This window comes from uncultured Methanobrevibacter sp. (assembly GCF_946184425.1).
GTDB lineage: Archaea > Methanobacteriota > Methanobacteria > Methanobacteriales > Methanobacteriaceae > Methanocatella.
In genome coordinates, this window is the sequence record NZ_CAMHFP010000007.1 from 12,003 (window position 1) to 38,891 (window position 26,889).

General features: G+C 31.2%; 35 protein-coding genes. 27 read left to right on the forward strand and 8 right to left on the reverse strand.

The window, feature by feature from the left end:
• The first annotated feature begins 245 nt into the window (after nt 1-245).
• Nucleotides 246-1,067, forward strand: coding sequence for a hypothetical protein (locus Q0P94_RS02230; protein ID WP_295113355.1), 822 nt, complete (start codon nt 246-248; stop codon nt 1,065-1,067).
• A 231-nt stretch (nt 1,068-1,298) separates the two neighbouring features.
• On the opposite strand, the gene Q0P94_RS02235 is transcribed toward Q0P94_RS02230, so the two are convergent.
• The gene (locus tag Q0P94_RS02235; protein ID WP_295113358.1) at nt 1,299-1,442 is read right to left on the reverse strand and encodes a hypothetical protein; all 144 of its coding nucleotides are present in this window, start codon (nt 1,440-1,442) and stop codon (nt 1,299-1,301) included.
• A 582-nt stretch (nt 1,443-2,024) separates the two neighbouring features.
• Here Q0P94_RS02235 and Q0P94_RS02240 point away from each other — a divergent pair.
• Nucleotides 2,025-3,719, forward strand: coding sequence for a hypothetical protein (locus Q0P94_RS02240; protein WP_295113361.1), 1,695 nt, complete (start codon nt 2,025-2,027; stop codon nt 3,717-3,719).
• Between the two features lie 140 nt (nt 3,720-3,859).
• Here Q0P94_RS02240 and Q0P94_RS02245 read toward each other — a convergent pair whose 3' ends face one another.
• Together Q0P94_RS02245 and Q0P94_RS02250 are read right to left on the reverse strand one after the other, a co-directional pair.
• Nucleotides 3,860-4,102: a hypothetical protein gene (locus Q0P94_RS02245; RefSeq protein WP_295113364.1), complete on the reverse strand. Its 243-nt coding sequence runs from the start codon at nt 4,100-4,102 to the stop codon at nt 3,860-3,862.
• A 134-nt stretch (nt 4,103-4,236) separates the two neighbouring features.
• Nucleotides 4,237-4,893 carry an Ig-like domain-containing protein gene (locus Q0P94_RS02250; RefSeq protein WP_295113367.1) on the reverse strand — a complete coding sequence of 219 codons (657 nt, stop codon included), beginning with the start codon at nt 4,891-4,893 and terminating at the stop codon, nt 4,237-4,239.
• Between the two features lie 167 nt (nt 4,894-5,060).
• On the opposite strand from Q0P94_RS02250, the gene Q0P94_RS02255 reads away from it, so the two are divergent.
• The 15 genes from Q0P94_RS02255 to Q0P94_RS02325 all read left to right on the forward strand — a co-directional run bounded on the left by Q0P94_RS02255 (nt 5,061) and on the right by Q0P94_RS02325 (nt 14,886).
• Complete coding sequence (locus tag Q0P94_RS02255) at nt 5,061-5,324, forward strand: DNA-processing protein DprA (protein WP_295113370.1); 264 nt, start codon at nt 5,061-5,063, stop codon at nt 5,322-5,324.
• A gap of 65 nt (nt 5,325-5,389) precedes the next feature.
• On the forward strand, nt 5,390-6,076 hold the full coding sequence (locus Q0P94_RS02260) for an Ada metal-binding domain-containing protein (protein WP_295113373.1): 687 nt from the start codon (nt 5,390-5,392) through the stop codon (nt 6,074-6,076).
• Between the two features lie 99 nt (nt 6,077-6,175).
• Nucleotides 6,176-6,601: a zinc-ribbon domain-containing protein gene (locus tag Q0P94_RS02265; RefSeq protein ID WP_295113376.1), complete on the forward strand. Its 426-nt coding sequence runs from the start codon at nt 6,176-6,178 to the stop codon at nt 6,599-6,601.
• 3 nt (nt 6,602-6,604) lie between these two features.
• Nucleotides 6,605-7,837: a hypothetical protein gene (locus Q0P94_RS02270; RefSeq protein WP_295113379.1), complete on the forward strand. Its 1,233-nt coding sequence runs from the start codon at nt 6,605-6,607 to the stop codon at nt 7,835-7,837.
• Between the two features lie 8 nt (nt 7,838-7,845).
• Entirely contained in the window at nt 7,846-9,930 is a 2,085-nt protein-coding gene (locus Q0P94_RS02275) for a restriction endonuclease subunit S (RefSeq protein ID WP_295113381.1), read from the forward strand.
• Between the two features lie 203 nt (nt 9,931-10,133).
• Nucleotides 10,134-10,373 carry a hypothetical protein gene (locus Q0P94_RS02280; protein WP_295113385.1) on the forward strand — a complete coding sequence of 80 codons (240 nt, stop codon included), beginning with the start codon at nt 10,134-10,136 and terminating at the stop codon, nt 10,371-10,373.
• Between the two features lie 12 nt (nt 10,374-10,385).
• A complete protein-coding gene (locus Q0P94_RS02285) occupies nt 10,386-10,688 on the forward strand; it encodes a hypothetical protein (protein WP_295113387.1) in 303 nt (100 codons plus the stop codon).
• 46 nt (nt 10,689-10,734) lie between these two features.
• Nucleotides 10,735-10,869: a hypothetical protein gene (locus tag Q0P94_RS02290; protein WP_295113390.1), complete on the forward strand. Its 135-nt coding sequence runs from the start codon at nt 10,735-10,737 to the stop codon at nt 10,867-10,869.
• Complete coding sequence (locus Q0P94_RS02295) at nt 10,863-11,570, forward strand: tetratricopeptide repeat protein (protein ID WP_295113393.1); 708 nt, start codon at nt 10,863-10,865, stop codon at nt 11,568-11,570. Before Q0P94_RS02290 ends, Q0P94_RS02295 begins: the two co-directional genes overlap by 7 nt.
• Entirely contained in the window at nt 11,567-11,782 is a 216-nt protein-coding gene (locus tag Q0P94_RS02300; RefSeq protein ID WP_295113396.1) for a hypothetical protein, read from the forward strand. Before Q0P94_RS02295 ends, Q0P94_RS02300 begins: the two co-directional genes overlap by 4 nt.
• Before the next feature lie 13 nt (nt 11,783-11,795).
• Nucleotides 11,796-12,515, forward strand: coding sequence for a hypothetical protein (locus Q0P94_RS02305; protein WP_295113399.1), 720 nt, complete (start codon nt 11,796-11,798; stop codon nt 12,513-12,515).
• A 121-nt stretch (nt 12,516-12,636) separates the two neighbouring features.
• A complete protein-coding gene (locus Q0P94_RS02310; protein WP_295113402.1) occupies nt 12,637-13,569 on the forward strand; it encodes a lipopolysaccharide assembly protein LapB in 933 nt (310 codons plus the stop codon).
• Nucleotides 13,570-13,608: 39 nt separating this feature from the next.
• Nucleotides 13,609-13,932, forward strand: coding sequence for a hypothetical protein (locus Q0P94_RS02315; RefSeq protein ID WP_295113404.1), 324 nt, complete (start codon nt 13,609-13,611; stop codon nt 13,930-13,932).
• An 11-nt stretch (nt 13,933-13,943) separates the two neighbouring features.
• On the forward strand, nt 13,944-14,195 hold the full coding sequence (locus Q0P94_RS02320; RefSeq protein WP_295113407.1) for a hypothetical protein: 252 nt from the start codon (nt 13,944-13,946) through the stop codon (nt 14,193-14,195).
• 130 nt (nt 14,196-14,325) lie between these two features.
• On the forward strand, nt 14,326-14,886 hold the full coding sequence (locus Q0P94_RS02325; protein WP_295113507.1) for an HNH endonuclease: 561 nt from the start codon (nt 14,326-14,328) through the stop codon (nt 14,884-14,886).
• 4 nt (nt 14,887-14,890) lie between these two features.
• Here the strand turns inward: Q0P94_RS02325 and Q0P94_RS02330 are convergent, their stop codons facing one another.
• Complete coding sequence (locus Q0P94_RS02330; protein ID WP_295113410.1) at nt 14,891-15,394, reverse strand: hypothetical protein; 504 nt, start codon at nt 15,392-15,394, stop codon at nt 14,891-14,893.
• Nucleotides 15,395-16,236: 842 nt separating this feature from the next.
• Between Q0P94_RS02330 and Q0P94_RS02335 the strand changes: the two genes are divergently transcribed.
• The 7 genes from Q0P94_RS02335 to Q0P94_RS02365 all read left to right on the forward strand — a co-directional run bounded on the left by Q0P94_RS02335 (nt 16,237) and on the right by Q0P94_RS02365 (nt 19,568).
• Nucleotides 16,237-16,446: a hypothetical protein gene (locus tag Q0P94_RS02335; protein ID WP_295113413.1), complete on the forward strand. Its 210-nt coding sequence runs from the start codon at nt 16,237-16,239 to the stop codon at nt 16,444-16,446.
• 141 nt (nt 16,447-16,587) lie between these two features.
• The gene (locus Q0P94_RS02340) at nt 16,588-17,310 is read left to right on the forward strand and encodes a hypothetical protein (RefSeq protein WP_295113415.1); all 723 of its coding nucleotides are present in this window, start codon (nt 16,588-16,590) and stop codon (nt 17,308-17,310) included.
• 364 nt (nt 17,311-17,674) lie between these two features.
• The gene (gene cas2, locus Q0P94_RS02345) at nt 17,675-17,950 is read left to right on the forward strand and encodes a CRISPR-associated endonuclease Cas2 (protein WP_295113417.1); all 276 of its coding nucleotides are present in this window, start codon (nt 17,675-17,677) and stop codon (nt 17,948-17,950) included.
• On the forward strand, nt 17,950-18,162 hold the full coding sequence (locus tag Q0P94_RS02350) for a CRISPR-associated endonuclease Cas1 (RefSeq protein WP_295113419.1): 213 nt from the start codon (nt 17,950-17,952) through the stop codon (nt 18,160-18,162). Before cas2 (Q0P94_RS02345) ends, Q0P94_RS02350 begins: the two co-directional genes overlap by 1 nt.
• A complete protein-coding gene (locus Q0P94_RS02355; RefSeq protein ID WP_295113421.1) occupies nt 18,156-18,443 on the forward strand; it encodes a hypothetical protein in 288 nt (95 codons plus the stop codon). The genes Q0P94_RS02350 and Q0P94_RS02355 overlap by 7 nt, the downstream gene beginning before the upstream one ends.
• Before the next feature lie 56 nt (nt 18,444-18,499).
• The gene (locus Q0P94_RS02360; RefSeq protein WP_295113423.1) at nt 18,500-18,700 is read left to right on the forward strand and encodes a hypothetical protein; all 201 of its coding nucleotides are present in this window, start codon (nt 18,500-18,502) and stop codon (nt 18,698-18,700) included.
• A gap of 154 nt (nt 18,701-18,854) precedes the next feature.
• A complete protein-coding gene (locus tag Q0P94_RS02365) occupies nt 18,855-19,568 on the forward strand; it encodes a CPBP family intramembrane glutamic endopeptidase (RefSeq protein ID WP_295113425.1) in 714 nt (237 codons plus the stop codon).
• A gap of 106 nt (nt 19,569-19,674) precedes the next feature.
• On the opposite strand, the gene Q0P94_RS02370 is transcribed toward Q0P94_RS02365, so the two are convergent.
• Entirely contained in the window at nt 19,675-20,043 is a 369-nt protein-coding gene (locus Q0P94_RS02370; protein WP_295113427.1) for a CRISPR-associated endonuclease Cas1, read from the reverse strand.
• Between the two features lies 1 nt (nt 20,044).
• A complete protein-coding gene (gene cas2 / locus Q0P94_RS02375) occupies nt 20,045-20,320 on the reverse strand; it encodes a CRISPR-associated endonuclease Cas2 (protein ID WP_295113429.1) in 276 nt (91 codons plus the stop codon).
• Between the two features lie 724 nt (nt 20,321-21,044).
• Between cas2 (Q0P94_RS02375) and Q0P94_RS02380 the strand changes: the two genes are divergently transcribed.
• The 3 genes from Q0P94_RS02380 (at nt 21,045) to Q0P94_RS02390 (ending at nt 24,830) form a co-directional block, all read left to right on the forward strand.
• Nucleotides 21,045-22,127, forward strand: a complete 1,083-nt coding sequence (locus Q0P94_RS02380; RefSeq protein ID WP_295113431.1) for a tyrosine-type recombinase/integrase — start codon at nt 21,045-21,047, stop codon at nt 22,125-22,127.
• Between the two features lie 132 nt (nt 22,128-22,259).
• Nucleotides 22,260-23,282 (forward strand): hypothetical protein, encoded by a 1,023-nt coding sequence (locus Q0P94_RS02385; RefSeq protein ID WP_295113433.1) that lies wholly within the window; start codon nt 22,260-22,262, stop codon nt 23,280-23,282.
• Nucleotides 23,283-24,032: 750 nt separating this feature from the next.
• The gene (locus Q0P94_RS02390; RefSeq protein WP_295113435.1) at nt 24,033-24,830 is read left to right on the forward strand and encodes a DUF169 domain-containing protein; all 798 of its coding nucleotides are present in this window, start codon (nt 24,033-24,035) and stop codon (nt 24,828-24,830) included.
• A 112-nt stretch (nt 24,831-24,942) separates the two neighbouring features.
• On the opposite strand, the gene Q0P94_RS02395 is transcribed toward Q0P94_RS02390, so the two are convergent.
• Nucleotides 24,943-26,328, reverse strand: a complete 1,386-nt coding sequence (locus Q0P94_RS02395; RefSeq protein WP_295113437.1) for an MFS transporter — start codon at nt 26,326-26,328, stop codon at nt 24,943-24,945.
• Nucleotides 26,329-26,342: 14 nt separating this feature from the next.
• The gene (locus Q0P94_RS02400) at nt 26,343-26,792 is read right to left on the reverse strand and encodes a MarR family winged helix-turn-helix transcriptional regulator (RefSeq protein WP_295113439.1); all 450 of its coding nucleotides are present in this window, start codon (nt 26,790-26,792) and stop codon (nt 26,343-26,345) included.
• Nucleotides 26,793-26,889 lie beyond the last annotated feature (97 nt).

Below are 26,889 nucleotides of genomic sequence, written 5' to 3' on the forward strand. Positions count from 1 at the left end.
TTTGTATTGAACGAGATTGCTTTTTTATTTCCTTTTAATATAGATAGATGTAACATATTGCGACATTTTCTTTGAAGTTACATCTCCAATGCTACTTTCATTAATATTTTGTTAGGTTTTTAGTTTAGGTATTGTTTTAATTAATCATCTCAGTGAAAATTGTAAAGTCAAATATTGTTTTAGAAATGCTTATTATATTCATCAGATATACATAAGAATAACACTACTTATGTGGGGGGGAAAATATGAAAAAAAGATATTTTTTGATATTAAGCATGATATTTGTTATTTTAAGTATATCTTGTGTAAGTGCAGTTGATAATGACACTGATATATTTAAAGAACAAAATAATGATGTCATTTCTATTAATGAAGAAGATAATGCCAGTCTTTCAATTTCTGATGAAGAAAATGAACCTGTGGCTGTAATTAGTGAAAACAATTCTACTATCTTAACTGTAACAAACGATGGCGAGGTATTGGCAAGTGAGAATAATGCTACTATATTAACAGTTTCATCATCTGATAATGTTTTATCAAGTTCTGTATCTGTTAGTAGTGTTGTAAGTAAATACAAAGTTCCAACTAAAAAACAAAGAACATTCAATATAGGTGGTTTTAAAACTGTTCTTTCAAATGCTCAATACAAAAAACTTTTTTTAATCAGCAGTATTGAAGATATTTGGTTCGATGATGGTGATTATTATACTCCTGGAACTAAATATTATGGATATGACCAATATAAATCAGGTTTAAGAACTTATGTAACAGTTAAAACTAATAAATATGTTAAAGTAAAGCTTAAAGCTGGTAAAAAGACTTATTATAAAAAATCTCGTGTTTATATGTTGTTTTCATATGGTCAGGGACAATCTGGTGTAGCTTATAAACATATGGTTCAAGTAATACATTACTATGGCTATTTTAACCGTTACTATGATTATGTTAAAGTTCTTGGAAAAAATGCCAAATACTTTGGTAAATGTAAATGTAGTGGTTCTTTCACCAAATTAAACAAATCTAAGCTTTATAATATACCATACATTTATAAAAAGTTTTCAATATAATGATGCAATAGTAATTGTTTAAATTTTTGATTTAAAATAAAATTGAGGTTAATCCTCATTTTTTATTCTATTTTTTGCTTTAAGTTTGTTAATCACTAAATGTACAAATTTTATTGGAGTTATATAGTTTTGAATAATTCCTTAGAAAACATTCGATAAAAACATAATGTGTCATCAACACAAAGTCAACAACATTTATGATTAATTCAATGATAAAATTAAAATAGTATATTATATCTCTTCTATTCTTTTTAGGTATTCTTCCAATGAGATTTCACCAGATACTAATTTATGATCTAAATCAAAAACAGCTTGATCATTACAACACCCATCACCAAATGGAAAAATAATCTCTTCATCCTCTTGAGAAGTCATTTTTTAATCCTCCTAAAAGACATATATTTATTTAGTAATTTATTAGATTTATAGTTATCCCATATATTATTTGCAGCATTATAATTTTCACTACCTTCATCACGTAATCCCGTTTTGAATAATTCCTTAGAAAACATTCGATAAAAACTCTAATAACACCAATATTGATGTTACAGATTACAAGCTTAATGAGAACGGAACATTGGACATAGAAGGAATTGCAAGCACAATAAACAAAGACTTGCAGCTTGAGGCTAATGTTTTCTAAGGAAATGTTCAAACAAAATCTTTTGCTATGGCTATTTATTAAATTTAACTATTTTTAAACAGAATTAAAAATTCAAAACTAACTTTCATCAAAAAATTTCAATTCAACAAAGTTTTTGAAAGATTCCCGATAAATGATAAATATATTTAAATAACAAGAAAAACATAAATTTAATTTAATCTATGTAATTTATTTTTAGCATTATATAATTCGATAATCTTTTTTTACAACTACACGAAAGTAACATCCGTTGCTTTTATTTTAATTCCATAGGTTTAATTAAATTAACGAATAAAATAAGGGGGAAATTAATTTTGAAAAGAATAATCTACATATTTATATTGTTTTCTTTGTTAATGTTGAGTCTTGGTGTTGTGTCTGCAGATGAAAACATGACAACACATAATATGCCTTTAAGTGATTTAGGTGAAAATGCAATACAGACAGACGCTTCAAATAATAATAAATTAGTTTCAGAGGATTTTGCCAATACTCAAAATGATGTTTCAAACAATTCCCATATCAAGTATGTAGAAGGAAATACCTTCAAGGATATTCAAGATGCAATTAATTCAGCATCAGAAAACGACACACTCATCCTTAACGGAACATACATCGGAAATGGACAACATATTGTTGTCAATAAAAGCATTACAATCACAAGCGAAAACAACAATGGAATAATCGATGCAAACAAAACAAATAGATGCTTATATATCTCAGCAAACAACGTAATACTAAAAAACATAAGCATAACAAACGGCTTGAGAGATTGGAATATGCAAGTCCCAGCTTTTTCAGAAAACAGAATAGAAGGTGATACTCTTGATGCAGGCTCTGCAATTTATTGGGCAGGTAACAATGGCCAACTAATCAATTGCAAAGTTCATGACAATCTTCATGCACATGATGGGCATGAAGGCAATTGCGTTTATTGGGAAGGTTTAAACGGTTCCATAATCAATTCATCCTTCTACTCCAATTATTATTATAATATGATTGATGGTATAAAAACAGAATATCCCATTGTAAGTGGTTTTATTCATGGCCATTATGAAGGCAATATTTGGCAAGATTGCTATTTTGATAATGTAACCATTAATGCAAAATCAAAATTAACATTTAATAAAATCGTTGTATATAATGATAAAATTTCCTTTAAGATAGTTAATGAAAACAACATACCATATATAAATGATTCGATAAAAATCCACATATACAATAACGGTTATGATTGCATATTTAATGCCAAAACAGATGAAAACGGTTTTTCAAGCATTACATTACCTTCAAATTTAACAGTGGGAAAATACAATATTGAATTCTATGCAAAAGTATTGAAAGGAAGAACCTATGGTGGACTGCCACCTAATGAAATACTCCTAGATGAATATTATGCTAATGAATCAATAATGAATTCTTCAATTAGTGTAGTTAAAAGTACTGCTATTTTAAAATCAAGTAACTTAATCCTGCGATTCGATTATTCTAATCCATATTTTACCGTTAAGTTATTAGATAACAAGAATAATCCTATCAAAGATTCAAAAATCAAAATAAACATATACAACAAAAACAAACTAATCAAAACATACTATATAACCACTAATTCCCAAGGAATTGCTAAATTACCATTCCTTTTATACGTTGGAAACTACAAACTGCATATCTACTCATTAAACAAGAACTACAACACCAAAGAAATAACTAAAATTATCAGAATAACTAAAGCGCCAACAATAATCAAAACACAAAGCATAGTCAAAAAGAACAAAGCATTTAAAATACAAATATTAAACACAATCAAAAATCCAATCCAAAACATATTATTAAAAATCAAAGTCTTTACTGGAAAAACCTACAAAATATACAATGCAAAAACCAATTCTAAAGGATTTGCAATACTAAACACCAAAAACCTAAAAATAGGAAACCACAAAATCCAAATCACAACAACAAACCCAAACTGGCAAATAAACAAAAAAACAACACTAAAAATAACCAAATAAAAAAAATACTCCACCCATCACCATTATAAAACCATAAAAGTTAATAAAAAAAATATGAAATAAATCAAAAAATCCACACCCTTATTTAAATAAGAATTTCAATCCAACAAAGTTTTTGAAAAAGTCATTTAAGTAGGGTATTAAATTAAATTATATTCTTTTCCAGCCAAAAATACATTAATTACTATTGTAAATTCCTGATTTTTAACTTCTTTTTCATTATTATTTATCAACAAATTTTTCATCCGGGACATATAAATTTCCTTTAATTTTTTAGGATTGGTCTTGATATATGCCTCATGAACCTGATTTTTGCTACGTCCCTGAAGCGCATCGATATATTCGGCGGATAATCCGATATTTGATGCATGAAATTTTCTCAAGGAGTGAGATTTGAAAAATCTATATCGTCCCTTAAAACCCCAGTTCATCAGTTTTGAATAATTAATTAGAAAACAATCGATAAAAACAAAATATGATGTTTGAATATTGAAAAAAAAGAAAAAAAGAAAATGGTTTATTCCATATCACCATTTTCAGTATATGGTCGGTTGTTAATTATATCTATCATCCTTTGACCATCTGATTGTCCGCCTCTAACAATACCATTATCATCGTACCATACGTTTAATTCTTCATCATAGTATAAATTAGGGCCAGATCCTTCAGAAAGGTTTGTTGAACTGGATGAACTAGTTGTGCTTGCTGATTGAGATGGGGTATTATATTTTGCAGTACTTGCAGTGGAATTTGCAGTGACTTTTTGGGTTGTTGTTGTGTTTCCATCTTGGATGTTAATAGTTGTTTTAGCATTACAACCATTGTATTTATTGTTACCTCCATAAGTTACACTTACTTCGTGATTTCCTTTGTCTTCATTGTTTAATGAAAGACCAGCTTTACCGCTGTTGTCTGTAATAACGGAGAAATTTTGTTTTTGTCCATTACCAACAAAAGTAATGTTAACAGTTTGGTTTGCAATCGCATTTCCTTTTGCATCTTTAAGTTCAAATTGCACTATATCCCCATTTTTTAAGTTTGCTTCACTTAAAAAATTGATTTGGGTATTTAGTTTACCATCTTGTGTAGTAGCTTGTGGTTGTGTAAACATAAATGCTGCTACAACTGCTATGATGATTACAACTAAAATAGCAATAATTATATTTTTATTCATATTTGACCTCCTTATTTTAATATTAGATAGATTTAATTAATATATCTTTTTATTATCTATGAAAAAAATTAGAAAATTCTATTGATTTATATAAATTAATAAAATAAAGTTATAATTAATTCAATTATGTTTTGAATAATTCCTTAGAAAACATTCGATAAAAATTTGTGGTAGCTTTATCAGATGCAGTTTTTGTTGTGGAGTGCGGTATTGAAAGTGGAACAATGCATACAGTTGATTTTGCAAGTAGATATAATAAAACAATTTTCACATATGTTCCAGAAGAAATTCCTGAAGGATCATTTGATGGAAATGAGTTCATATTGAAAAATAAAGAAAATTCAATAGAAGTAACAAACATTGAAAAATTCTTAAATGATTTATATAATCAAAAAAGTAAAAAACAATCTTTTCAATCAAAATTAATGTAGCATTTACTTAAATAATTAAATGATATTAGTTACATACATAATTGTAACTAATTGGGGGTTTAAATATGGATAGAAAATTGATTATATCAATTCTTGCCTTGGTAAGTGTACTTGTTTGCATTTCACCTATTGTGGCAGCTGAAAGCAATGCGTTGTCTGATTATGTATTACTGGATTTCAATCCTTTCGGCGGATCAGATGATTCAGCATTGAAAATTGAAAACATTTCTTTGATAAAACTTAAAACAGAGCATACTGATGTTAGCGGAAATACAGATAAGAAAACTGAATATTATCTGAAACTGAATGTTTCCAAAGACGGAGATTCAATGGGCAATTACTCAATTGAAATTAACTGTCTGGATAAAAACAACAAATCCGTTAAAAAAATCAAATCATATGTTGATAAGAAGGGAGATATCAAAATCAACCTGCCTGGTGTTAAAAACGTAAAAAGTGCCAATGTAACCATCTACGGAAGCGACGGGTCTAAAGTAATCTATAATAAAATGGTTGATGTTAAAGTAAAAGAAAAAGTTACCAAAGATGAACCGAAACCCGAAACAACTTCAACATCTTCATCAAGTTCATCATCAGGCCAGACCTACTGGGCAAGTTCAAATTCAAATAAATTCCACTATCCTGGCTGTGAATGGGCTCAGAAAATCTCAGGCAAAAACAAAGTTGTTTTCAACTCAAGAGATGAGGCCTTAAACGCAGGATATCAGCCATGCCAGGTATGCGGTCCTTAACAGGATTGCATCTTTTTTTATTTTTTTTATACTAATTTTTATTACTGACTTACAACAATATTATATTATCAAAACAATATTGTTAGAGGTGTAGTATTAATGGATAAATGTCCAAATTGCGGTGTTGATGTTAAATCATCAGCAAAACGATGCACTAAATGCGGTGCAGATTTAACCAAAAAAACTAATTCTTCTTCAAAACTCATAATAGGAGTAGTTGTTGTAATAATTATCATTGCAATAGCAGGTGCTTTTGCAAGCGGTGTTTTCAACAGCAATACTCAGGATAAGGTTCCTGTAAAAGAAGATACTCATGTAGAAACAGTTGAACCTGCAGCTGATAATGATTCAAGTTCAGATTCATCAGCAAACACAGAATTCTGGGCCAGTGCAAAGGCTGAAAAGTTCCACACTCCAGACTGCGAGTGGGCTCAGAAAATCAGCGACAGCAATAAAATTATCTATCACTCACGTGATGATGCTATTGAAGACGGTAAAGTGCCATGCAGTGTCTGTAATCCTTAAAGGGTGATTATAATTTCTCTTAAAAATCAGAAGGAATGTCCGGTCTGCGGAAAGATATATGATGAGTCACATAACTTCTGCAGTGAACACCGGGAGCTGATTGAACTTGAATATTCCAGAAATCTTGTTAAAGTCTGCCCTACATGCGGCATCAAATACACAAAGGATGACAACTTCTGCAGCGAACATAAAAAGCTGACCAGACTAATTTATGTTGATAATCTGGTTAAAATATGCAATCAGTGCGGTACAAAATATTCTGCGGCCTATGAGTACTGCCGCAAATGCAACTCCCCATTGACATATATCACAGACACTCCAAAAATCAGGGATATCAAAACACACCCTAACAGTTACTATAACTTCAAGGATTATTCCAACAGATTTAATGAAATATCACAGCTCTTATCATCTGAAAACATAAGCAGGCTTGACAGCTTCGCTCTTACAGAGACACAGTTCGACGGGATTATAGAAAACATCAAAAAAACATACAGGATGATTCTGGACAATCTGATTGATGAATACAGAATGGATTTTGAATCTCTCTCCACTGTTGAAAAGATACTTCTTTTTTCCAAATCCTTTGTCAAAACAGAATACAAAGAAGGCGGAGGAGATTTGGGTAATTTCGCTTTTAATGAAATCTACATTGATGACCGGGCGAGCAGAGCCTTGCAGATAACAACAATAATTCATGAACTTTCCCATTTTCTTTTAGCAGAAATACTGGAACAGATTGTATCAATACTTCTCAATACAGATAAAACTGATGCAGTTGAAGCATTTGTATGCTACACTCTTGTAAATGATTCATTTAATTATCTCGTTGATGAATACTGCGCTCATACTGTGGAGGGAAGATATGCTCTTCTGGGCTATCAGGATTACGGGTCATATGAAGACAAATTAAAGGAATTTGAAGATAAAGACCCCGGTTTGATTGAAGTTGCAAATGGAATAGGAAACACATTTGCATGTTACATTAAGAAAATTATAAGTTCATTTATTACAGAAGACCTCAGGGAAGATATTAAAGATGAATTCAGCAAGATCAATGATCCTCCTAAATTTTCACAGCTTAGATATGAAACCAGGGAACTGTATGAATGGGAACGCTTTTCACAGGCATTGAAAATCATTTTAACAAAAAAACTGGATGATATATTAAACAACAATGATGATTTTGAAAATTTAAATAAATATGCAGTAAAATTCAGGAAAAATAACAGTTAGGTGCTAAAATGGACAGTCAGGATTTTTTAAAAGAACTAATTTTAAACTTGGAAGATGGTGATGCTGAAGTTAATAATCTGGCATTTAAAGACAATGAAAAGGATGCGGCAGCATTAATCAATGAATTTGACTCTTCCAAAATGATACTGACCGTCTCATCCAAGTATCTCAACGAAAACATCTCAGATTTACAGGTTAACCGTTATCTTAAAGCAATAATTTCTCTTCCGATATATCATGAGCAGGACAATCTGGTAATGCTTACATTTGATTCCAAAAAAACTGACAATGAATGTCTCGTTATAGATGAATCAGACAGTCTGATTCACAGGAAAGATTCCAATGACTGGACTTTCATTAAAAATGAACTGATGGAAAATATATGTGAAAGCTATCATAATTTCAATGAAAGCGATATTGCCCTTAAAGCGGATATAAGTGAATTTTCATCATCAATCTCACAACAGCTAAAATCAGATGCTGAATCAGAACTTTTAACTCTCAAATCAAAATCGCCACGCATCAATCCTCGAAAAAACAGGGTTATTTCAGATTCAATAATAGATGATATGCTTTCCTTGAAGGAACAGTCCATCAGGTCTCAAATCTCAAAGCATAGCGTCAGATTAGATGATATTGCAGATGATAAAAGCATCAATTTCACATTCCTGAGCAATGCAATGTATTCCAAAAAAAGGCAGAACCCTGAAAATCTGCTTTACAGGGACAATAAGCGGATTATTGATGGGGATGTAATATTCAGAAAACTGGGAAAGATTGCTGATTTAAAAAACATTGACTTTAAAAACGACAAGGACACAATTCTTATAGCAACATGCAAAAGCTGCACATCAAAATATGTAAACTACAATCACGACATTGACAGTTTCAACGGTGAAATATTCATAGAAATAGACAATATCAATGAAAGTGTACTTAAGGAATACCTGTATGAATATCTCTCATCAGATAACGGTCTTGATGAAATCAGATACTTTTCAAAAGACAACTACTACATAACACCTGAAAACATCAAACAGGTTAAAATTCCGGTTCCTCCCCTTGAGATTCAAAAGGAAATTGTCAAGGTGGCGCGTGAAAGCAGGGAATTTTTCAAAACTGTTGAACTTCTCAAAAAACAGTTCAATTCAAATATCCTGGACTACAAGCACATGAAAGCTTCCCTTGATGAGCTTAAAGGTGATATAAAAATAGATTCCGAGTCAGGTGAAGTAACAAAGATGTCCAGAAGCTGGAGACATGTATATAAAGGACTCATCTGGCCTCTTGCGATATCATATCTTTCAGCAACAAAAGGTGGTTTTGAACTGGTTGAGAAAAAGGACAATTACCTTGTTTTATTTGAATTTATAGCCGCATTCAATTCAATCATTCTTTTAAGCGGTCTTCCTGAAGATGTCTATAAAAAGAATTTCAAAAAAATCTGGAATGCCTTCAACTTCAATGTATATAAAAATATGACTTTCGGAAACTGGGTTTATCTGTCCAAAAACCTTGCTGATGTATACAGAAACAACAATTTCACATCACAACTGGATGAGGAACTTTTTGAGATGATATCTTCAGATAAGATACTGGATGCACTTGAAAAGGCCAAGGATTTGAGAAATGAGGAGCATCACGGATCACATTCAAATTCATTTGAAGCGGAAAAAATAATAGAAAAACTTGACGGGTATCTGGATGACATATTTGATATTCTGGAAGTGTATTCAAACTATAAACTGATTTATGTTACCGGCGACGTTGATACATCCAAAAGAAACTATAATCACAGAGTAATTCTTCTAAATGGTCCATGTGCACAGCCGATTTATGACAATATCATCTTTGACAATGTCCTTTTCGGTGACTCACTGTATCTTTACAATCCGAAAAACAATAAAAAACTACTCATTAAAGATAATCTGATGAAATTCAAACCTGTTGATGATAACAGAAAACGATGGGCTCTGTTTATTTATTATTCATGTGATAAAAGTGAATATAATGCATTTTACAAATGCTTCCAGTCAAATGAAAAAGACGTAAAAGAAAGCATCACTTCACTGAAAAAAGATATTTTGCTTTAACTTACTTCAAAAACCAAAAACTATTTATAATATAATAGTTAATATTAAATGATACAACAGAAAATGTATCTATTTTACCAGAATAGAGGTGCCGTCATCATGGAAAGTAAAGTTAATTTAAATGTATTATTTAATTCCAAAATGCATGTAAAATCATTATATGTCTGTAAACTACTTTTTAGCAAAGAATTGGAGGCATATCAATGATGGGATTTTTTGATGTTTTAATTATCATCCTGTTTATCTTTGGAATCATTTCAGCATGTAATTCTCTTTTCAATGATACTCCTCAGACCAATAAAAAAATGAAATCCTACAGAAGACCAAACAATTCAAGAATTGAAAGTGAAGAGCACTATAATGACTATGATCCGAGCTGGGATGATGCATACTTTGAAAAAACTGGTATTGAGCCATGGTTTGATGATAACTCAAAAAGATAAGGAGACGTTAAAGTGATTGAATGTATTATTTGCGGTGAAAAAGTCGATGAAGATGATGTTTTCTATGAATGTCCGTTCTGCGGAGAGACAATAAATAACGACGGACTGTGGAGATGCGAGTCCTGTGATACTGTTCTTGACTGGCAGGGCTATGAATGGGAATGTCCTTACTGCCAGAACACCGGAATCACAGAAGAAATATCTGAAAGAGAAGAAGTTGAGACATGTCCTGAATGCGGATCTGAAGACTACGACGGATACTGCTATGAATGCGGATATCCCAACAATCAGGGATGGATTGGAGAAAACTATTAGGAGGTGAATATGACAAAACAGTGCTATTACTGCTCATATCCAAACAGTGACACAGCTACGAGATGCGTTAACTGCGGAAGTAAGCTTGAAACCTACTGGGAGAAGTCTGATGACAAACCAAAACTCATCAGAAAAAGAAATTAACGAAAATACCACACAAGGAGGACCATCATCATGGTAAATTTAAACAATGCTAAAAAATTATATTCACAAAAAAAGTATGAAGAATCTTTAGAAATATACGAAAACCTTTTCGAAAAAGACCCTGACTCTTTTACAAAAGAGAATCTGATTTCATACTCCTGGGCAATCTATCAGGTCCATGTAAAGAATTTCAAAGATGAAGATGAGCTTTTTGATGCAACAGACCTAATCACAGAACTGATTCCTCAATCAGATTTAAACAGAACTAAAATATGCCCGTACACTTTTTCAGTATTTAAAGTTCTGGAATATCTTATGGATAAAAAAGAATTCTACAACATGTCTGAATGGCTTGATCTTTTAGAAGCCAAACGTTTGGATGAAAATGACTCAAAATATTCCAAATCAAGAAAGGAATTATACTATGAATACGCATCAAAATCATCACTTGAATGCGCCGAATGGGAAGCATGCATAGAAATATCCGCAGATGCATTAAAAACCATAAAAACATTTGCAAAAGACGGTGATGTCTGGCACAAATGGAGAATAGCCAAGGCATACAGAGAAATGAAAGACTATGAAAAAGCACTGGAATTTTTAAGGGAAGTCGCAAAAAGCAAAAACGAATGGTTCATCTTTAGGGAGTTTGCAGAAAACTACTGTCTTTTAGGAGACCTCAGAAACGCTCTTAAATATGTCAGACCGGCAATTCTGGCCAAGGGTCACCTGAAATGAAGGTCAACCTGTACTGTCTGGCATATAAGCTTCTTGAAGAAATCAACCCTGAAATGGCATACCGTCACGCTGAGCTGTGCTATCTCATAAGAAAGGAAAACCGCTGGGAAATTCCTGATGAACTTGAAGATTTGATGATTGAAAAAGATGACTTAAATAAAAACCAGCTGATTGAAATTATAGAATCATACTGGGCAAGTATAACTGAATAAGAGGTGTTAAAGCATGTTTGAAGATATCCGTACAAAAGAACTGATTGAAGAGAGAATCGAATATGAAAACAGTTTCATTTCACAAGCCGACATTCATAAAAGCGAAGAGATGGACTTCCAGATTAAGGAATATGAATCATTCCTTTACAGCTTTGAAGAAGATGATTTCCTCATGAAACTGAGAGACGACCAGCTCATTGCTGAACGTTTAGAATACGAAAAGAATCTTGAAGATTTCTTAAGATATGAAGAACCTATCGAAATTAACTGTAATTCTTATATTGAAGCTGAAATGATGGATATCGGGTATGATGAATATCCTGAACTGGATGACTATTACTTTGAAGAAATTAATTTGGATGCTGCATACTGCGGAAATTCACTGAGAGGTTTTGTAGTATCAGATAATCCATATGATTCATTTACAGAATATGACTATCCGGAAGGTCCGAATGAAAACATTGACGGTTTCAGATTCGAAGAACCTCAATTTGAGTGCTTTGATATACCTGATTATCCTGATTTCGAACCGGATTATGAATGCTTTGAAATCCCTGATTTTGAAGAGGAATATCTTGAAAGCATCATGTCAGATAAAGAGGAATCATACATAACAAATCAGATTAAAGAGCACCTTGAAGAGGAAAGGCAGTTTATAAATTTCATTAAAGACAGTGAAATGTTTGATGAAGCTAAGCTTCAATTTGAAAGTGAGGGTATAATTTTATGCTGAAAATGCAATTTTTACAAAAGGTTTATATATTATTTAAAACATAATATTAATATACACTTTTAAAATCACCAAAATTTTTAGAAAATTGCCTTTTTACAGACACCACTTTGGAGGTACAACCATGACCAGAGAAATTAGAAAAGAGTTAGCAAGAGCAGCCAGGCTCTTTAAATCCAAAAAGCATAATGAAGCTTATGAAATCTATGACAAATTTTTCGCTGAGAATCCTGAAGTTTTCAGGCACTGGGACAGGCAGAGATACTGCTGGTGCATATACTATCTTTTCATAAGAGATTCATCTGACGAATACGAGCTAATGGAATATGCAGAGATGGTTACAGACATCACTGACCAGCAGGATTTGAACTCAGAACCTGTTTGCGTCTATACTCAGTCAGTGTTCAAGGTCATAATGTTTTTGAAAAAGCAGGATGACTGGGAGTATATGCTCTACTGGCTTGGCAAGCTCAACCCTGAACTTTTAACACATAATCAGAGAGACTCCAAGTTTGCCTCAAAAAAGGAAGACTACTACAAGTATCTCTCAACAGCATATCTCAAATGCGGGGACTATGAGGAATGTATAGATGCATCAAAAAAAGCATTAAATGATCTTGACTCATTCGCTTTCAGCGGAGATGTCTGGCACAAATGGAGAATTGCAAAGTCTCTAAACAGTCTCTCAAGATCTGAAGAGGCACTTGAATATCTTGAAGAAGTAAGAAATACCTACAGCTACTGGTATATTTTAAAAGAAACTGCTGACTGTTATTATAAAACAGAAGACAGAGAAAATGCAATAAAATATGCATCAAAGGCAGTTTTAACAGACGATCCGGCAAACATGAAGGTAAATCTCTACTATCTAATATATCAGATACTTAAAGATACAGACCCTGACTTGGCCATAGCCCATGCAAAGCTCTACCTTGCATTAAAGCTTGAAAGCGGAGCCAGTATTGCAGAAGATATCGAGGATTTGAACCTTGATGAAGACAGCCTGGATATAAACGAACTGGAATCAGAAATCACAAACCGCTGGTCCGGTTTATAAATTTTATTTTTTTAAACAACACCATTGGAGGATAATAATATGAACAGAAACGATTTAATCAGTTTAGAACAGCTTAATGAAAGATACACCCCAGCAAACCTTACAGGTTTCAGAATAGTAAATGAAAATACATCAAAAAATACTGTGCTGAAACATATCAAAAATGATTTGAATGTCCTGAATACATGCGGCGTTAAAAACAAGCATGTCTCAAGAGTAATTGTCTCTAACAGTCATATTGACATATGCACGGCTGACAACGGGACATTCATATCCTATTTTTTCATGCAGGACTCCCCATTCACTCCAGATTCACTCAACTTGAGTGAAATATGTGAAAACATCTCTATTGAAAGATTATAGGAAGTGTTTATATGATCTGTCCGAGATGCAAAGGCAACATCAAAAAAGATGAAAACTGCGAGAGCTGCGGTATCTCATATGATGAAGTAATCAGAACAATTCGCCACGACGGGATGAAAAATCTTTTCCTGAAAATAGAAAAGAAAATGCAGAATCATGAGGACATTACTGTTGAGGAATCTCTGCTGGCGGTTGAGCTTGTAAACTCATCACTTTTGATTCCTGTAAAAGTTTTGAATAATTCCTTAGAAAACATTCGATAAAAACATGTATATTGATGTGTGGGTGCAGAATTATCTGTCAAAGCTGCCTAAAATAAGAATGAACATGATGTACAAAATTAGAGGTAAATTTGAGAGGTTATGATAATGGATGATTATGTAGGTGAGTGATATGGATCTAGGAGTATTAAAAACAGAATTTGGAAGAGCAAAGGTTAAAAAAGGTTATTATACAATAACTTCTAAAAAAGAAGGAAATTATAATAAATTACTGCATAGGTTAATTTTTGAAGATTTCTATAAAATTAAACTTCCAAGTCATATTATTATTCACCATGAAGATAGGAACAAATTAAATAATGAAATATGGAATTTAGTACCGATGACTAATTCAGAACATTTAAAAATCCATAGTAGAAATGAAGATAATGGAATGTATGGTAGGAAACACAGAAAGAATACTTTAAAACTAATGAGTATATCTCAAAACAATTCTACGGGATTTTTTAGAGTTAATAAAATTACAAGAAATGTTAAACAAGGTTTTGTATGGGCATACATGTATTATAAAAAAGGTGAAAAACACCAAACTTTTATTTCAAGTGTCAATTTGATGAAAGTAAAAGAAAAAGTTATTGCAAAAGGATTGGATTGGTTTGTTATTGATGAAGATATTGCCAAATCTGTTTGTAAAGAGTATGGTTATGATGAAGGAGTTTTGTGTTTTGAATAATTCCTTAGAAAACATTCGATAAAAACTCTTCAGAATTAATATGAATCACTTCAACATTAGAGTCCATATAATAAGGATTATAATCCATTACTTCTGAAATAATATTGTCTTTTTCATCTAGTAAAATCTTTTTTTGATATTTTGCATCATATCTTCCAAAGTTTTTATCACGTTTTAAAGGAGTTACCCAGTACTCAATTTTAGCCACATAACCATTTGGGAAATTAATAACTCTTTCAAATTCATCACCTATTTTTAAACCTGTAGCTAAAATACTCTTTTCCTTTTCATAAGTTAACTCATCCGGATTACTTTCTATAACTTCAGAAATAATATTTCCTTTATCATCTAACAATTGAGATCTTCTCTTACTACCAGAATATCTTTCAAAAGCAGGATAATAATGTCCATCATCATAAGATATAACTCCATAATCTATATGAACATGTAAACCTTTAGATAAAATAAAATCTTCTGTCTTTACATCCCCAATTGTTCTAACAACCATAATACCACATGAAAATAACTATCATAGTATATTATTAATATACATATATTTATTTTTATGCATCTGAATTACAAAAGTATTTTCATTAAGAAGTTCCTTAATTGATTCAGCAAACAATTCTCCATAATACTTATCTAAATGTTTACTTCTTTCTTCAACACTTACTTTATTATAATTTTCCTTTAATTCAAGTTTTGAATAATTCCTTAGAAAACATTCGATAAAAACAATATTAATCAAAATCTAATTTCTGTAAGGATATTTTTATTCTGATCTAAAAGTTGGGATCTTCTAAGGCTTCCAGAGTACCTTCCAAAAAAAGGTTCATATACTCTTCCCATATGATACCATAATCAATTCTAACTTGCATCTTATTTGGGAAATCAATTTTTTCAACACGAGCATTACTTGGAATAATATAAAACATGAGAATATCCTCTTCAAATTTTTAATGTAATATTAGTTCAAAATACTATTTAAATATATATTTCTTTTCATGCAAATTTTTAAGTCTAGCATCTTTCATAAGAATTTTAACAGAATCTGCAAAGATTTCAGCAAAAAATCTTTCTTTAACTGTTTCTTTACCTTTTGAATAATTCTAACTAAAACATCAATGAAAACAATTATAAAATATAAATAACTTCACTTATTTATTATGCTCAGTAAATATTTTAGACTAGATAAAATAATTTAGACAATCTATCTTAAACAATAATATTTTCCCGAAAATTTAATGCTGAATATTGTAAAATTTAGGAAACATTAGTAACTTTACTTCAATCAACTTTATTATGGAGAAAAAATATAATAATAATAATTAAAAAAATGGAGGAATATATATGGCAAATGAAATTCTAGCAGCAGTATTGTCTTTTTTCATTCCAGGATTAGGTCAAGCTTATGCAGGAGATATTAAAAAAGGTGTAATTTTCTTTGTAATTGCAATTATTTTAGCAATTGTATCATTCTTTACAGCATTTTTATTATCTATTCTATCATTGATTTTTGCAATTTATGCTGCTTATGACGCATATAAAATGGCAGCTTAATCCATTAATGTATACAACTTAAAACTAGGATTTTATAATAATTCTAGTAAACTTCTTTTTTTTTAATTTTCCAATAATTTTTAAGTCAGTAATTTGTGTTAATATTTATATACATCGATTATAAATATAATATAGATTACAATGAAAAAAATAATCAAAATTTTACTTGTAATATTGATTTTACTTATTATTTTAGCCGGAATAGCCACTTTAACACACCAGAGTGAACCGCAAAGTATTGAAAATCTGGATAAATATGCAGCAAAAATTGGTGCCAACTCCAATGGAACAGTTTATAAAATAACAGGAGGCAATGCATTTTCCAGTGATACTGCAATAGTCATATTGGGAGTTCACAGTCTTGAAAGTGGCATTCATAATGCTACATATGATGCAATTATGAATTTTACCCGGGACGGCAGCCTTAATAAAAAGTTCATCATATATTTCATTCAGCTTAATTTCAACGACAGCGGAATGAATACCAGCGATTATGATACAAACCGACATATGGGTGAACTGCTGGCCAACGAATACATTGTTCCAGATATTGAGAATTATGACCCTTATGTTATCGTAGATGTCCATGAAATGGAAGACTATTGGGATCTGCAGAGATATGTTGGCGTTGTTGATAATAAATCAAGTGTTACCATGGATTATGCCAATAGGATAGGTGCTAACTTAAGTTATCCCGCATATACTGTTAAGACGGGTACTTCACCAGAGTGGGTAACAATACCTCTTGCCAAAAAAAATCATAACGTTCTCTTGTTTGAAACTGCTCAAAATGATACTCAGTATAAAAAATCTTTAACTGCAAGAGATTTGGTGAGAACTATTGACTCCCTGCCTGTTTATTGATTTTAATAAGAAATACATTAATAGTTTTCATCAGAATCCGGGATTTTTAGCATTTTTTGCTGGTAACTTTTACTATTTCGGATTAAATTCCTTTTTTACCATTACCCTTAATATTAACTAATCAATGACAACAATTTACCTTCATCAAATCTTTTGGGATTTTCAACTTTGTTGATTCCAGTAGCAATTCTTCCAACGTATTAATAACCTACTTGGTGTAAACATTCTTTTGATTTCTACGTCTTTGAATGTGTGTTGTATATAAAGAAAAAAACATCATATTTTCCCTAGTTTAAAATTATTTACTCTCCTATTGCAATATCTTTGGAGAGATTATTAAACCAATTAAAATAAATATTATTTCATGTATATGATAACTTCATTTGAATGTAAATTCAAGACTAACCAGGAAAAAATTGAAAAAGTCCTTCAGCATTATGGGCTTAGAAAAATTCAACATACATTATATGTAGGGGAAATGAATAATAATGAAAGAGATGATCTTGCGAAAAATATCAGAGAAATTGTCCGTGAAAATGACATTGTATTGATAATGCCTATTTGCCGAAACGGTTATTCCAAAAAAGAAAGTTTGGGTCGTGAAATCAAATTCAAAAATGACTTGTACAGGGTGTTTTGATGAAGATAGTTATTGACGGATATAACAAGTCCATTCACAAAAAGGATAATCAGATTGTCATACATGAAAAGGATAAAATCATTGATTCAATAAAGGCAAGTTCAGTTAATGACATAACCATTACAGGAAAAGGATACATCACCTTCGATGCACTTAATTTAATAGCCGAAAACAACATTAAATTTATGGCCATCAATCCAAAAGAATGTTGATTAAAAAATCTGAACCAAATGTTAAACTTAATAAAAAGAATCTTGAAGATTCTTATAAAAAAGCTAATGATAAACGAAAGGATTATGTGAATGACAATATTGCATGGGCTTCTGATGAATATAAAAAGGATAATATTAATAATTTCAATTATTTCCAAATGGCAAATGATTTAGATGAAATTAAAGATAAAGTTCGCCATAGTAACTTTAAGGAGCAATGTGAATTTTTTAATGAGGAATTTAATCAATTTGGTATTGAATTTATTTATATTTCACCATAAACTTTATATGGTCATAATTTAAAATCAATATTAATTAAGAATGGAGATGTTGAATTATGGAATCAAAAGGATTTGGAGCAGGATTAGAATTTTTACCTACTCAAGAAGATAAAGAAGAAACTTTACTTGAAGTTTGGGAAATGATTGATCCATCGCAAAGAAAAAATTTTGAAGCTGATCTTAAAGCTAGGGATGCTACTGCATTTCAACATTTTCATGACCACGTTTTAGTCAATCACCCTGAATATAAAGATTAATTTTTTGTATTATTTTTCATATTGCAGTTTTTATCGAATGTTTTCTAAGGAATTATTCAAAACTTAAAAAGCAAACAACATTCGTTAACTATTTATAACAAATTTATTAATATTAAAAATATAAACTATTTTAACTTTTAATGGAGACAGAAAAATGAGTGAATATTTCAAATATGAAAATAAGGATTATGATATTCCTTTTTTAAACGGGATTCCAGAGCTTACAACTCCCAAGATTATAGTATTAGTTATAGGATTTTTAATCACATTCATAACACCATTTGTTGTTCCTCTAGAAGGATTTCATATCCAAAAAGCTTTAATAGTCTGTTTTGCAACATTAATTCCTATAATTTATGCTTTGAAAGGTAATCTGTCAATGATTTTTAGAGTTCCACAAGTTAAAGACATCAAAATAATAATTTTAGGTCTAATCGGAGTTATGATTTTATCAGCAATAATCAATTTTATTTTAACCGGAAGAATTGGTAACACTGCAACGGATGCTGCAATGAAGGGTAGTCCGACCGTATTAATAATTGGCTTAATAATCCAACTGGTCGGTGAAGAACTGTTCAAATTCATACCTTTAATATTAGTCGTTGCATTCACATACAAATCATTAGGACGTAAAAATGCAATAATTGCTGGAATTGTCATTTCACAGTTACTCTTTGCATTGGCGCACATTCCTGCATACGGATTTGACTTAAAATTTTTAATTCTTGCACTGGGCGTGGGCGGCTGTATACTACCGATAACCTACATACATACAAAAAATGTTGCTGTACCATACTTCATACACTTAATTGAAGATCTAATAGGATTAGTTGTTATGCTTGGAACTGCAGGACTTTTATTTTTCTAGATTATGGAAATATCCATAATCATTTTCTTTATGAGACAACCATACCACCACATATACTATACGAATAAACCACCTCTCGTTAGTCAGCCCCATAAAACAAATAACATTAACGACGACCATTTTGGTTTTGAATAATTACTTCCAAAAGATACGTTTCAAACAGTTCATGACCAATAAGTAAACCAATTTTGTTTTCACTTAGTTTGTACTGCTGCTTTTTAAGATAAACATTTTTCCAGTCTGGAGATTCCAGTGTATATGTCAGCTCCCCTCGTGTATTAACTGATATCAGTTTGATATTATATTCAGCCATCAAATCAAGTGCATCAAATGTCACATGACCTTTTCCTATAATAGTGATGTCATCAATTTTAGATGCCCTGATTGAATCTATTATTTCGTCTTTTTCATGTATAACAATCTGGTTGTCCTTTTTGTGAATTGATTTGTTGTATCCTTCTATAATCAGTTTCATTTCAATACACCCTGTAGAGTTCATCCCTGAATTGTATTATGCGACCAATGCTAATCTTTTTAGAGTAGCAATTCTGACAAATGGGTATTATCAATACACTGTCAGTTTCGCGAACAATTTCAGAAATCTTTTCACCCAATTCTTTTCTTTCATTTTTGTCAAGATCTCCTGCATATAATGAACTTTGAATCTTTCGAAGTCCGAAACGCTGAAGGATCTTTTCAATATTTTCATGGTTTGTTTTGAATTTGCAATCTATGCTGACTATCATGTACATGAAATAATTTTTATTATAACTTCTTGTAAATTTTTTATTTTATAAAATATATGGATCAGATTCGTGTTATGTGGATTAGAATATGAGGTACCTTAAATAATTATGAAAAAAATATAATCTGCACAATGTTAAATCATGAAAACAGTTCATGGTCTGAATTGGAAAAGAGTTTGGACATGGCTCCAGCCACTTTAATAAATATATTAAAACATTACAAGATAAAGGAATAATAAACTATTTTGATAAGAGGCACTCTCTTGAAGATTTAATGCTTAAAACCTGGTTGAATCATGAGAAAGAACGTAAAGGAGTTTATCCTTACTAAATTATACTTTTTATCATATTTATTTTTAATAAAAAATATCTTATTATCGAATAAATCTTTCTGTAACTTATAGGTTACGTATTCTATTTTTTTTGTAAGATTGAATTTATAAAGATATCACTTCAACGAAAAAATTTTTATTACTTTTCATCAAATTTTTTATTACAAATCCAAAACTTGAAGAAATCACCATTTTGAAACCGCTTGATGTATATGTATTACTTCACTTTCAACATTTCAAAATGAAACTCCAAATTGACCAAATTTTATATATAAAGAGAACGTATATTTTATGTAATAATATACAGTTAAAAAGAAAAGATACGAAGTATTTATATACTCAAAAAAACAATAGTATATACAAGGGTTAGGTATAAAAATTTAGGGGGCAAAAAGCTTATGATCGAGGTTAATGAGCTAACAGACTACCTAGATGAATACTTAGAAGAAAAACAAGAGGTAAAAAACTTAACTGAAGAAACAATAGAAAAACAAACATTTAATATTTCAAAATTCATTGAATATCTTGAAAATGAAGGGATAGATGAGTTGAACAGTAGCAATGTCAAAAAACAGTTAAGACATTATCGTAGATACTGTTTAAAAAAACGTGGGAATAAAAGGACAACAGTTAAAACATATATGATGAATATTTTGGAATTCATCAACTCAGAAGATGTTCAAGAAGAAATCCAGCATGATACAATCAAAATGAAGGATATCATTGAGGTTAAAGCTGAAGATCCTGAAACTGCTAAAAAAAGAATTGAAAAAATCAGCTTAACATGGCAGCAATCCAATTTCTTTTTGGATACGATCAAACAAAGAGGAAATCCAAGAGATTATGCGATTTGCAGAACTTTCATTGATTCCGGTATGAGGCTAAAGGAACTGGTACTTCTGAACAAGGATGATATTCAGGTTCCAATCGATGAAAAAGGATTTTATGAGCTGCCGAATGATACCAATGAGTTTATTGAAGTATATCTGCGTGCAGAAACCACTAAAGGAGAATTAAAGGACCGTACAACATTCATTACCTTCGACACGCTGGTCAGCTTAAATGATATGATAATGGATCGTATCACAAAACTTAGAAAAAACACAAATGATGTTTACAGACCAGTGATTCAAAGAAACAAAGCAGCAGAAGAAGTAAATCGTGAAGAATTATTTACAAACATTAAAGGTAAACGAATAGGAAAACGTGGAGTGCAGGATATAGTAAAAAAATATGCTCATCTTTCGGATGATAGGATAGAATCAGAAAACATTGATTGTCCTGTAAACTATGGAAAAAATGTCAGTGTCCATATCCTCAGACACACCGCATTAAGCCATTATGCTGAAGTATTGACTGTTGCTGAAGTTCAAACAATTGCAGGACACTCCAACAGCCAGACAACAGATAAATATATTCATGTTGATAGAGAACAAATGAAACAAAAATTAAAAGCAAATAATATGAAATTTAATATGTAATAATTAAATTTCCCTCTTTTTTTATTCTTTAAATATTAAATATGAACATTTAAATAGTATTTCATTAAAATATAATAATGATAGGAATTTTTTTATAATTCTATTTTTCATTAAATTTTTTTAAGGGTTTATATGATATCTAAAAGAATAATATTGTTATTGTGTATATTTTTGGTACTGATTCCCGTATTGGGAGTTAATGCAACAGATAATCATCATAATCTTCATGATATACAGCAGATTTTGGATGAAACTGATGAATCAGATATGATTGGGTGTTGTTCCGTTGCCTTGCAATTAGATGGAAACAATAGTATTTTTTCTTTTAGACGTGATGCTAATTTAACCGCCGATATTTACATAGAAGAAATAGATTGGCATGGTATTCAAGCTATTAAGCAATATAAAACTACTGGAGACTATTTCTGTCAGGTAATCATAACCAGCAACGGTTGGACTATAGGTTATGGTGGAGTAGATGACGGTCCTGATAACGAAAAAATCGAAGAAATTACTTCACATATGATTTCTGATGACAATAGTATTTCTGAAGATTATTTAAAACAAATTCAGGAAATAAAAAAATCTTACAAGTTAGGACATGTATTGATTAAAGCACCTAATGGTAACTATGGTATTGCTACAGCAAATGACCATTATATGGGTAAATTAGAACCTGGTCAGTATATTTCCGTCCCAAATAGGGATCATTATATGAGAGACGGTGAAATTCCATTGAATACCTCCGATAAGATTTCTGCAATGACCGAAATGGCAGCATCAGACGGTTTTGGTCTTACCCGAAGAGATATTACAACTTATCATTTCCATACTTTTGAAAATTCAACACATAAAGGAAATATGACCGAAGCTTTTGTTTCTAATGATGACGGATCACTTTATGGTATGAACACAGCAGACCTTGTTGATAATGTATATTTCAATAAAACTTTATTCAAGGCTGAAGAAATTCCTATTGCTCCAAATTATAAAGCTATGGGAAACATGACACTGGATCAACCTGTAAATCAGGTAAGCAATATATTGCTCCTATTTATACTTGCTATTGTGGTAGTGTTTATTGGAGTATTATTTATGGGAGTTTATCAACTTGTTAAATTTATTAGAAGAAGGCTTCGTCGCCGTAGATTTTAATAAATTTCATAAATTTTAATAAAAAACAGTGAAAATTAAAGAAAATGTTATATTTCAATAGCTTGATATATATCAAACAGTTCATTTATGACATTTTATCAATATTATATGAGTATAAGTGGTAAAATATGTATTAATACTTTAATCTGTAAATATTGAAAATATGTATTATATATATTTCTGCAAATACAGAAAAATGTATTTATATATTAATATACCTACTACCACATTACTAATTATATGTAAATATATATAATTACTATTAATGGTTAATTATCTATAATATATACTAATACTATTTTTACATATTTCCGTATAATACATATTTATGGATAATATACGGAAATACTTTTCCGACTATAGTAATATTACACTAACAAGAATTTTAATAAAAATAACGATTTTAAGAGTTTAAAATTTAATATAACATTCAGTATACTATGATTATAAATTAAATTAGTTCCCTATCATTATTTATCAATAGTTATAAACTAAATAATTACCTTAGCACTTTTATTTTTTATAAAATTTATTAAATTTTATGAAATTTATTATTTTTGACGTTTACCATTTCAAGCTTGACATTTCATAAATATTCAAAAAGTATAGATTTAAACTTTTACATATATATGGATTAGTTAAACTTTAATGATTTCGTTAAAATGTAATATTATTTATAAAAAATTGGGTTAAATTTTTATAGTTTTTTTCTAAAACCTAATATTAAATAGCATAATTGAGGTTTTATTAATGGAATTCAATATAGTTAACAAAATCGACGGAAAATTTAAACCGATAGTACTGCTTAAAAGTGATGAATTGCCTGAAGAGGCAATATGTCCAAAACCAGGTAAAGGCGGCTGTGCAATGGCATTTGTATCACAGACAATTGCCAAAAGAAAAACAACAGCATTCGGACGTGAAAACATTACATGCGGAGGTGTAGCAACAGGATTTGGATGGGGAGACGGTTTTGCTGATGAGGCAGCTCTTGAATTTCAGGCCACATTCCTTTCACAGGGTGAAGATTCAGCAAAAGACAGGGAACAATATCTAAAAAGTTTAGAAAACAGGCCTCCAAATGTTAAGGAAATGTTTACAAAAGGTGAGAGGATATATTGTGATTTTGATACTGCAGTAGACCACATAAAATCAAGGCCGGTTTACGATGAAAATGAATATGTCATATTCAAACCTATTGAGCTACTTGGAGAAGGTGAAATTCCTCATTCTGTTGTTTTTACATTAAATATAATAGAATTGTCTGCTGTTTTACAGATTAACGGTTCATTCAGGTCAAAAACTGCACACATAATGACTCCTCAGGCATCAGCATGTCAGGCAATAGGGTCATTTACATTTGAACAGAAAGACAGTGACGACCCGGTACCTGTTTTAAGCCCGATTGACTTTGCTGCAAGAGCTCATATGAAACATTTCATTCCTGATGATTATATGTGCCTCTCAATGCCTTGGAAATTGTTTTTGAAACTGGATGAGTTAAGTAAAAAAAGTGTTTTTCAGACTCATTTATGGACTGACTGGTAAAAAAAAGAGTATTGTGGATAAGAAATTTACAATATTCAATTTCTTTTTTTTGTATAAAAATGAATTTTACTATTTTAAATTAATAATAATTAAAAAAGATAGTTGCTAAAAACTATCTTTTTGTATTGAATTCAGATTTGGATCTGACACCCACAAGGGAAGCGAATATTGCAAGTACACATGCAACAGTACATATTCCGCAGATTATTTGTGATGCCTGAATAATCATGCCTGCATATTGTGTGGACAGTTGCAGATTTCCCATAACCCATGCGAACACCAATGTCAGAAGACCCAAACTCATGGTCTGGCCTATTGTTCTCATGGTTGCCTGAGAGGCTGATGCTGTTGGAGCATCCTTAGGAGGAACTGAGCTCATAATTGCATTCATGTTCGGACTTGAAAAGAGTCCCATACCAATTCCCTGAAGTATCATTGCAACAACAACAAGATATACTGGGGTATCTGCATTTAAAAATGTCAATATAAGAAGTGCAACTGTTGCAATACCCATTCCAAATGCGGCAAGTTTCTGCGGATGAATCCTGTCTGACAGTTTTCCCGCATTAGGGGCCATGACTGCCATCAGTATTGGTGTAATTATCAAAATCAATCCTGCCATCTGGGCATTCCATCCTCTCACATACTGGAAATGATAGTTAAGAATTGTGGTAACTACCATAACTGCAATGTAACTGCATAGTGATGCTATATTGGATGATGTGAACTTTCCGTTCTTGAAGAGGTTCATATTGAATACTGGGGACTTTTGCCTTAACTCATATGCTCCAAATATTACAAGCAATAATATTCCGGCAATTGTAATAATCAGACCGTTTTGTGTAGTCAGTGTTGTAAATCCGTATATGAAAGCAAGAATTCCTATTCCATATAGAATGGAACCTATCTTGTCAATCTTGTCGTTTTCATATGTTTTCCACTCCTGAGGTATTTTCAAAATCATCAGTATTATGCATAACACCAAAAATGGAATTACAAAGTAAAACATTGATCTCCATCCCAGGTTATGCACTAAAAATCCACATATTACCGGAGAAAGTGAAGTTGCAAGATATACTCCTGTGACTGTAAATCCTAATGCTTTTCCCCTGTTTTGAGGTTTGACAGCCTGTACTACCATAGCCATTGCAGAAACATTTAAAAATGCTACGCCCGCACCTTGAAGCATTCTGAATATGAGGAATGTTTCAGTTGAAAATGAAAGGCATGCACCGATTGATGCTATAAGATACAGGATGACCCCTGCAAGCAGTGTTTTTTTTACTCCGAACTTTCCTGATATCTGACCTGCCGGAACTGTGAAAATGGCCACAACCAGGAAAAATATTGTCGGCACCCAGTTCTGTATGACATTGTTCATTGCGAATTCCTGCGCAATGGCTGGAACTCCGATGATGATACCATTTGAGAGAAACACAGCAAAAAAAGATGTGATGAATGATATCATTATTATATATGTTTCAAATTCTATTTTCATAATAAACCCTCTAATTATTTATTTTCTATAAGCTTCATGCCCATAATTGCGATTTCTTCCAGTCTTTTTTTAAGTTCCATGTCCTCTTGTGTGATTCCGACTTCATCCTCCCATTCCTTCGAGATTCTTCTGTATTCCGGAACCAATTTCGAGCCTTTTTCTGTTGTGTTCAGCATGTATTTTCTTCTGTTTTGCGGATTGACCTCTCTTTTGATATATCCTTCATTTTCGAATTTTTTAAGTATTTTAGCAATATTGCCTTTGCTTTGACCGAACATACTGACAAGTTCATCCTGTGAACATCCGGGATGGTCATAAATGAACATTATGTATCTTACGTCATGGCCAAAATCAACGTTTGAAAATTTGGATTTCATGTATTTCTGCTGATTTAGGGAAATGTTGTGTATCCATGCGACGAAAGGAGAATTGTCAGTTATTCCCTGAAAAGAATCATCTTTCATTATTTCACCTGGTTAACAGTATAGTTTGAGCGCATATAAATGTTTCTATTGAAACAGTTAATTAGGAAACAATAATATTTTTATTTGCAAATCATCA

Excerpts from the sequence above, each read along its gene's own strand:
- Q0P94_RS02230 (WP_295113355.1), top strand. The coding sequence starts at position 246 with ATGAAAAAAAGATATTTTTTGATATTAAGCATGATATTTGTTATTTTA.
- Q0P94_RS02235 (WP_295113358.1), bottom strand. The coding sequence starts at position 1,442 with ATGACTTCTCAAGAGGATGAAGAGATTATTTTTCCATTTGGTGATGGG.
- Q0P94_RS02250 (WP_295113367.1), bottom strand. The coding sequence starts at position 4,893 with ATGAATAAAAATATAATTATTGCTATTTTAGTTGTAATCATCATAGCA.
- Q0P94_RS02260 (WP_295113373.1), top strand. The coding sequence starts at position 5,390 with ATGGATAGAAAATTGATTATATCAATTCTTGCCTTGGTAAGTGTACTT.
- Q0P94_RS02265 (WP_295113376.1), top strand. The coding sequence starts at position 6,176 with ATGGATAAATGTCCAAATTGCGGTGTTGATGTTAAATCATCAGCAAAA.
- Q0P94_RS02275 (WP_295113381.1), top strand. The coding sequence starts at position 7,846 with ATGGACAGTCAGGATTTTTTAAAAGAACTAATTTTAAACTTGGAAGAT.
- Q0P94_RS02280 (WP_295113385.1), top strand. The coding sequence starts at position 10,134 with ATGATGGGATTTTTTGATGTTTTAATTATCATCCTGTTTATCTTTGGA.
- Q0P94_RS02295 (WP_295113393.1), top strand. The coding sequence starts at position 10,863 with ATGGTAAATTTAAACAATGCTAAAAAATTATATTCACAAAAAAAGTAT.
- Q0P94_RS02300 (WP_295113396.1), top strand. The coding sequence starts at position 11,567 with ATGAAGGTCAACCTGTACTGTCTGGCATATAAGCTTCTTGAAGAAATC.
- Q0P94_RS02305 (WP_295113399.1), top strand. The coding sequence starts at position 11,796 with ATGTTTGAAGATATCCGTACAAAAGAACTGATTGAAGAGAGAATCGAA.
- Q0P94_RS02310 (WP_295113402.1), top strand. The coding sequence starts at position 12,637 with ATGACCAGAGAAATTAGAAAAGAGTTAGCAAGAGCAGCCAGGCTCTTT.
- Q0P94_RS02315 (WP_295113404.1), top strand. The coding sequence starts at position 13,609 with ATGAACAGAAACGATTTAATCAGTTTAGAACAGCTTAATGAAAGATAC.
- Q0P94_RS02320 (WP_295113407.1), top strand. The coding sequence starts at position 13,944 with ATGATCTGTCCGAGATGCAAAGGCAACATCAAAAAAGATGAAAACTGC.
- Q0P94_RS02325 (WP_295113507.1), top strand. The coding sequence starts at position 14,326 with ATGGATCTAGGAGTATTAAAAACAGAATTTGGAAGAGCAAAGGTTAAA.
- Q0P94_RS02330 (WP_295113410.1), bottom strand. The coding sequence starts at position 15,394 with ATGGTTGTTAGAACAATTGGGGATGTAAAGACAGAAGATTTTATTTTA.
- Q0P94_RS02335 (WP_295113413.1), top strand. The coding sequence starts at position 16,237 with ATGGCAAATGAAATTCTAGCAGCAGTATTGTCTTTTTTCATTCCAGGA.
- Q0P94_RS02340 (WP_295113415.1), top strand. The coding sequence starts at position 16,588 with ATGAAAAAAATAATCAAAATTTTACTTGTAATATTGATTTTACTTATT.
- cas2 (WP_295113417.1), top strand. The coding sequence starts at position 17,675 with ATGTATATGATAACTTCATTTGAATGTAAATTCAAGACTAACCAGGAA.
- Q0P94_RS02350 (WP_295113419.1), top strand. The coding sequence starts at position 17,950 with ATGAAGATAGTTATTGACGGATATAACAAGTCCATTCACAAAAAGGAT.
- Q0P94_RS02355 (WP_295113421.1), top strand. The coding sequence starts at position 18,156 with ATGTTGATTAAAAAATCTGAACCAAATGTTAAACTTAATAAAAAGAAT.
- Q0P94_RS02360 (WP_295113423.1), top strand. The coding sequence starts at position 18,500 with ATGGAATCAAAAGGATTTGGAGCAGGATTAGAATTTTTACCTACTCAA.
- Q0P94_RS02365 (WP_295113425.1), top strand. The coding sequence starts at position 18,855 with ATGAGTGAATATTTCAAATATGAAAATAAGGATTATGATATTCCTTTT.
- Q0P94_RS02370 (WP_295113427.1), bottom strand. The coding sequence starts at position 20,043 with ATGAAACTGATTATAGAAGGATACAACAAATCAATTCACAAAAAGGAC.
- cas2 (WP_295113429.1), bottom strand. The coding sequence starts at position 20,320 with ATGTACATGATAGTCAGCATAGATTGCAAATTCAAAACAAACCATGAA.
- Q0P94_RS02380 (WP_295113431.1), top strand. The coding sequence starts at position 21,045 with ATGATCGAGGTTAATGAGCTAACAGACTACCTAGATGAATACTTAGAA.
- Q0P94_RS02385 (WP_295113433.1), top strand. The coding sequence starts at position 22,260 with ATGATATCTAAAAGAATAATATTGTTATTGTGTATATTTTTGGTACTG.
- Q0P94_RS02390 (WP_295113435.1), top strand. The coding sequence starts at position 24,033 with ATGGAATTCAATATAGTTAACAAAATCGACGGAAAATTTAAACCGATA.
- Q0P94_RS02395 (WP_295113437.1), bottom strand. The coding sequence starts at position 26,328 with ATGAAAATAGAATTTGAAACATATATAATAATGATATCATTCATCACA.
- Q0P94_RS02400 (WP_295113439.1), bottom strand. The coding sequence starts at position 26,792 with ATGAAAGATGATTCTTTTCAGGGAATAACTGACAATTCTCCTTTCGTC.